This window comes from Mucilaginibacter sp. (assembly GCF_028287845.1).
Lineage (GTDB): Bacteria > Bacteroidota > Bacteroidia > Sphingobacteriales > Sphingobacteriaceae > Mucilaginibacter.
This window is the reverse complement of sequence record NZ_JAQBOW010000124.1, coordinates 1-4864: the sequence shown is the minus strand read 5'-3', so window position 1 is coordinate 4864 and position 4864 is coordinate 1. Positions and strand designations below refer to the sequence as shown.

Below are 4864 nucleotides of genomic sequence, written 5' to 3'. Positions count from 1 at the left end.
TTAACTGCTGCACTGTTCTTCGCGATTTGGCAAAGTCGGTAGTGCGCTCATAAGCCAACCCAACTACTTCCACGCCTTTTGAATGATATTTTTTATCATAATTAATTAAGTAAGCCGTCTCGTCCATGCAGTTAGGGCACCATGAACCCAATATCTGTACAATAACAACTTTGTTTTTAAAGCGGCTATCGGTAAGCGAAACCTTGTTGCCTTTTACATCTTTAAATGTAAAAGCCAATTTTTTATAGCCGGGCTTTAGTGCAGTAAGTGAATAAGCATCAGGTAATTTGGCATTTTCATCTTTAATGCCTGTCCAGTGGTCTATACTGGTAAGGCCCGCATACAACTTGCCACCAGTTATTTTATTTTGGTTGATGGTTGCCGTAAACAAATAATCATGTCCGCCATCAAAGCATGATAAAAACAACTCGTTGCCCGATACCACTCCTTCTAAATACCTGTAATCACCGGTGGTTGATAAAAATGTACCGGTTAGTTTTGAGCCAACCTGTTTAAACTCGCCAACGGTCATATCTTTTTTATCGCCCTCGCCAAACGGAACGGCCCATCTGCCTGTAATATTAAACGCCGGTTTTTGCGGGGTCCTAAAGCGCCAGGGTGTGTTTGGTGTAGCCACAAAATCCATCGACACATATTTATCGCCTAAATTTTTTATCCATTTGCCAACCAGGTTACCGGCTACCAACTTTAATCTAAATTCCGAATCAAATAGCGGCATGCGTATAAAAACAGAATCGCCTTTATACTTAATATCAGTTACTTTAATGCGCTCGGCGCCATTAATCACAGCCAGTTGGCTATGCCCCCCAACATTACTTACTTCAAAATTAAATGGGATTTCAACACCAATAGCGGTTTTGGTTACGCCACGCCATATGCCGGATTTAAGAGCAGGCCGCGCAATAACGGGAAGCGACAGGATAAGTATGAATATAGCTAATAACGATCTGGCTTTCATTTTGACAAATATTGATGTTTACCAAAACTAAATAAAATCAATCGGTTATTTCAATACCTCGCGGGATATGACAATTCGTTGAATTTCAGAAGTTCCCTCGTATATCTGGGTAATTTTGGCATCACGCATTAAGCGTTCTACGTGGTACTCTTTTACAAAGCCATATCCGCCGTGTATCTGTACCGCCTCAACCGTAGTTTTCATGGCCGTTTGCGACGCGTATAATTTAGCCATAGAGCTTGCCTGCGCGTAGGGTTTGTCGTTATCTTTTAGCCAGGCAGCCTTTAAACATAATAAGCGTGAGGCCTCAATTTCTGTGGCCATGTCTGCCAGTTTAAATTGCGTGGCCTGTAAGTCGGCCAGGGTTTTGCCAAACGCCTTACGTTCTTTGGCATAATTCAGCGCCAGCTCGTAAGCGCCCGAGGCTATACCCAACGCCTGCGCGGCTATGCCTATGCGTCCGCCCTCTAACGTATTCATAGCAAACTTAAACCCGAAACCATCTTCGCCAATCCGGTTCTCTTTAGGAACCTTAACATCACTAAAATGCAGCGAATGTGTATCAGAGCCGCGTATGCCCATTTTATTTTCTTTGGCCCCCACAGTAAAGCCTTCCATGCCTTTTTCTACGATTAGTGTATTTATACCGTGATGGCGTTTGGCGGGATTGGTTTGTGCCATTACCAGGTAAGTTGATGCAGTGCCACCGTTGGTGATCCAGTTTTTAACACCGTTTAGCAAATAATAATCGCCCATATCAATAGCGGTGGTGGTAAGCGCTGTAGCGTCCGATCCTGCTTCTGGTTCTGATAGGCAGAAAGCTCCTATTTTTTCGCCTCTGGCTAATGGCACTAGGTATTTTTGCTTTTGCGCTTCATTGGCATATTTCTCTAATCCATAACATATCAATGAATTATTTACAGAGACAATTACCGATGCAGAGGCATCAATTTTGGAAAGCTCCTCCATAACCAATACGTAGGAGATAGCATCCATACCGCTACCCCCATATTGGGGCGATACCATCATGCCTAAAAAGCCCAATTCCCCCATCTTCCTCACTTGCTCGGCTGGGAATTTTTGATGCTCATCACGTTCTATTACGCCGGGCTTTAATTCTGTTTGTGCAAAATCGCGCGCCGCCTGACGAATCATTAAATGTTCTTCGGATAATTCAAAATACATATATAAGCCCTGAACAGTAAATATAAACTATTATGCACGCATAGCAAAAAATTCCCATAAAAAAAGAGAGCTCTTTTGAAGCTCTCTTTCCCCTAATTAATTTAAACTATTGATTAAACCCAAAATAAAGAACAAAAAACCCCAGCTTGGGTATCTGAGAATTTAAAACAAAACGAATTTCATAGGCAGATGTCCGTATATGTTTTCATAGATTACATGCAAGGCCGATAATCATAGAACAAATGTATTGCCATAACGCGCCACAAACAATGACTTATACGTCAGAATTTTAAAATAAAAAATTGTGAAGTATGTACTAAATTAGCGGCATAATAGTTAATTTTTTACTTTTAGCTATTGATTAAAAAAATACCACAATATTATGCTGTTAACCGATTTTGAATATCTTAATACGTCTGACAATGCCTTCAAAAAGAAGGTTTCGTTGCAAATTAAAAGATTAAGACGGCAAAACCGGGTTACGCAAGAGAAATTTTACTCTGATACGAACATAAATATAGCCCGGCTTGAATCAGGTAAAATTGATATCCGCATAGAGACTTTGCGGAAAGTTTGTTATTACTTTGATGTCTCATTATCAGGATTTTTCAGGGGAATATATTAAAACTGTATATAAAAATTACCCAACAATCTGCTATTGTATACAGTGGTTGTATTTAATATTATACAAACCAACACTATTATTGAGCCACATTATTAATACCCGTTACATCGTTAAATCGCTGATAATTCGCCATTTAGTAGTTTTTTTAAAAAATAGCTTGTGTAATGAAAAATCTAAGGTATATTTGCCATCCCAAACGGAGTGGTAGTTCAGCTGGTTAGAATACATGCCTGTCACGCATGGGGTCGCGGGTTCGAGTCCCGTCCATTCCGCTAAAACAAAAAAGCCTTACTGAAAAGTGTGGCTTTTTTGCGTTTTAAACCATTTTAGGCGACTTTTTAAAAAAAGAGCAAATAAAATAAAATCAACTTTCACTAATCTAAAAGGGTACCATTGGTTTTTTCGAAATTAGTTATAAGGCAATGTAACCAAATCTACTTTTGTAGCTTCGTGCAAGCCTGCTGGTATTGGCATAATCTAAGCACACACATACGAAGAGGATTGCAAAAGGTTGATAGAAATATTCAATATTCCCCTGCTTTATAACAAAATGGGCTGTTTCACTAAAACTTTATTTGTCTTTGACAATCTTTTCCATTGTGCCAAATAGTGTCTTCCTAATGGTATTTCGATTTTACCAAGTTCAACATCGTAATTGGTAAAGGCAGTAATTCTGTTAATTGCGACAATAAAAGACCGATGGACCCGGGCAAATAATTTATGCGGCAACTTTGCTTCAAATGCTGTTAAAGAACACTTAATTACTAAAGGTGCATTAAGCTGCGTGTAAATCTTAATGTAATCTTTAGCACTTTCTACATAAACAATTTCGTCCAAAAAAATCTTAACTGTTTTTCTGTTTGCTTTAAGATACAACCATTCGCGTTCCACAGATATATTCAGTCCTTCCACAGGAGCACTGCCGGTATCAATCACCTTATTAACAGCTTTTAAAAAACGCTCTAAACTTAGGGGCTTTAGTAAAAAATCCACCGCATTTAAATCAAAAGCTTCGGCGGCAAATTCAGCATAAGCGGTAATAAAAATTACTTTGGGGGGATTTTGTAAAGTTCTTAGAAAGCTAATACCTGATAATTCAGGCATCTCTATATCCAGAAAGAGTAAATCTATCCTTTCTGTTTTCATGATCTCCATTGACTGTAAAGCGCTGTTGCATACAGCCACAACTTCAAGCTGCTCCACCATGGAGGACCACTTTTTAATTATCTTTAAAATAATTGGATCATCATCTATGATTAAACATCTCCACCGCATATTTTAATAAGTTTATCCTATTTCTGTATTGCATATTCAGACAAGGAAGTAAATAAAGAAACAGTCATCTATATGACGCATTAACTAATTGATAGTTACAGACTGCCATTGATTTAGATAAACAACCCAAAAAGTAAAACCAACAACTTATTTCTACGGATAAACTGCGTTTACCTATTAATAGGGTATTCTATCCACATAATCTTGTCGTATAAATCCAGATTGCCTGTATATATGCCTACTATAATTTAACCCCTCAAAAGTGATTTAGTTTTGCGCTTAATATTAAATCTTTTATTAAAAAACTTAAATTAAGACATCATGAAAAAATTAATTATTCCCTTTTTGTTAGGCGGATTAATATTAGCAATTGGGGTCAACAGTACATCTGCTCAGGTTCAACTGAAAGAGGTTACTATTTCGGGTGGAGCAACTAAAATTGAGGTATCAAAAAAAATATCAGAGTCGTTCGCCAGTTTATATAAAGGCGCTGAAGAACCTCAATGGTTTCAGTCTGATAAAAATTATTTGGTAGATTTTATTCTGAATAACCAGGTAAACAAAGCGTTGTTTACAAAAAATGGCAAATTAGTGTATCATATGGCTTTTGGGAACGAAAAGCAGATGCCTGCCGATATAAGAACTATTGTAAAAAGTAAATATTTCGATTATGCAATTACCTCCACTCTTAAAATAGACATTAGAGAAAAAAGTGCATGGATTGTTAATATTGAAGATGCCGAACAATTTTTTGTGTTAAGAGTAGTAGATGGTGCTATGGATGTCTTAGATAAAATAAA

The 4864-nt window shown here is 37.7% G+C and carries 4 protein-coding genes and 1 tRNA gene; 2 read left to right on the top strand and 3 right to left on the bottom strand.

Annotation, left to right across the window (positions count from 1 at the left end):
• Both JWP71_RS12645 and JWP71_RS12640 read right to left on the bottom strand, forming a co-directional pair.
• Nucleotides 1-979, bottom strand: a 979-nt coding sequence (locus JWP71_RS12645; protein WP_299500514.1) for a TlpA disulfide reductase family protein, incomplete at its 3' end; no start/stop codon positions are given.
• Between the two features lie 45 nt (nucleotides 980-1024).
• On the bottom strand, nucleotides 1025-2164 hold the full coding sequence (locus JWP71_RS12640) for an acyl-CoA dehydrogenase (RefSeq protein ID WP_299500511.1): 1140 nt from the start codon (nucleotides 2162-2164) through the stop codon (nucleotides 1025-1027).
• Nucleotides 2165-2987: 823 nt separating this feature from the next.
• Between JWP71_RS12640 and JWP71_RS12635 the strand changes: the two genes are divergently transcribed.
• Nucleotides 2988-3061, top strand: a tRNA-Asp gene (locus JWP71_RS12635).
• 268 nt (nucleotides 3062-3329) lie between these two features.
• Here JWP71_RS12635 and JWP71_RS12630 read toward each other — a convergent pair.
• Nucleotides 3330-4064 carry a LytTR family DNA-binding domain-containing protein gene (locus tag JWP71_RS12630; RefSeq protein ID WP_299500508.1) on the bottom strand — a complete coding sequence of 245 codons (735 nt, stop codon included), beginning with the start codon at nucleotides 4062-4064 and terminating at the stop codon, nucleotides 3330-3332.
• 321 nt (nucleotides 4065-4385) lie between these two features.
• Between JWP71_RS12630 and JWP71_RS12625 the strand changes: the two genes are divergently transcribed.
• The coding region (locus JWP71_RS12625; protein WP_299500505.1) for a hypothetical protein at nucleotides 4386-4864 on the top strand (479 nt) is incomplete at its 3' end.

Coding starts and splice junctions, on each gene's coding strand:
- JWP71_RS12640 (WP_299500511.1), bottom strand. CDS start 2,164: ATGTATTTTGAATTATCCGAAGAACATTTAATGATTCGTCAGGCGGCG.
- JWP71_RS12630 (WP_299500508.1), bottom strand. CDS start 4,064: ATGCGGTGGAGATGTTTAATCATAGATGATGATCCAATTATTTTAAAG.